At 63.2% G+C, this 535-nt stretch carries 1 pseudogene; it reads right to left on the bottom strand.

Annotated features, from left to right (window positions below):
- Window positions 1-181 precede the first annotated feature (181 nt).
- A pseudogene (locus tag BK660_RS30585) lies at window positions 182-535 on the bottom strand (CoA transferase); the annotation flags it as partial.

Below are 535 nucleotides of genomic sequence, written 5' to 3'. Positions count from 1 at the left end.
GCCCTCACCCCAGCCCTCTCCCCGAGGGAGAGGGGGCCGATCGAGGTGTCTGGCGCTATACGTCGACCTGTTAAATCGAGTCGATTATGGATTCAGTGATGCAGGGGCAGGTCGGCGTAACTCCGAAGCATCCCCCGATCGGTCCCCTCTCCCTCTGGGAGAGGGTTAGGGTGAGGGGCTTTTAATTCCACCGTGGATGATGCGAACCCAGTTCTGTGGCCGGCAACGCCCACTGAATCGGTGTGCCGCTGATCTTCACCGGCACCTGCAAGCGATGCGCCGGGCCCCCCGGGGTTTGCTCCACCGACACCACCTGATCCTGTTCATCCTCGGCACGTAGCTCTTCGGTTGTCCCCGGCGCAGACTCGATCAACAACTTCGCCGTCCGCGCCAGCGACAATCGCGCCGAGCCCGCTCGGCCATTCGCCAACCGCTCCGTCAGCAATCTGATCGCACTCGCCGCCATCAAATACCCCGTCGCATGATCCAGCGCCTGCACCGGCAACGGCGTCGGTTTAACGGCCTGTTTCCAGCG

The organism is Pseudomonas brassicacearum (assembly GCF_003732265.1).
GTDB classification, from domain to species: domain Bacteria; phylum Pseudomonadota; class Gammaproteobacteria; order Pseudomonadales; family Pseudomonadaceae; genus Aquipseudomonas; species Aquipseudomonas brassicacearum_D.
Note: the sequence above shows the minus strand (reverse complement) of the source record. Positions and strands in the feature narration are given on the sequence as shown.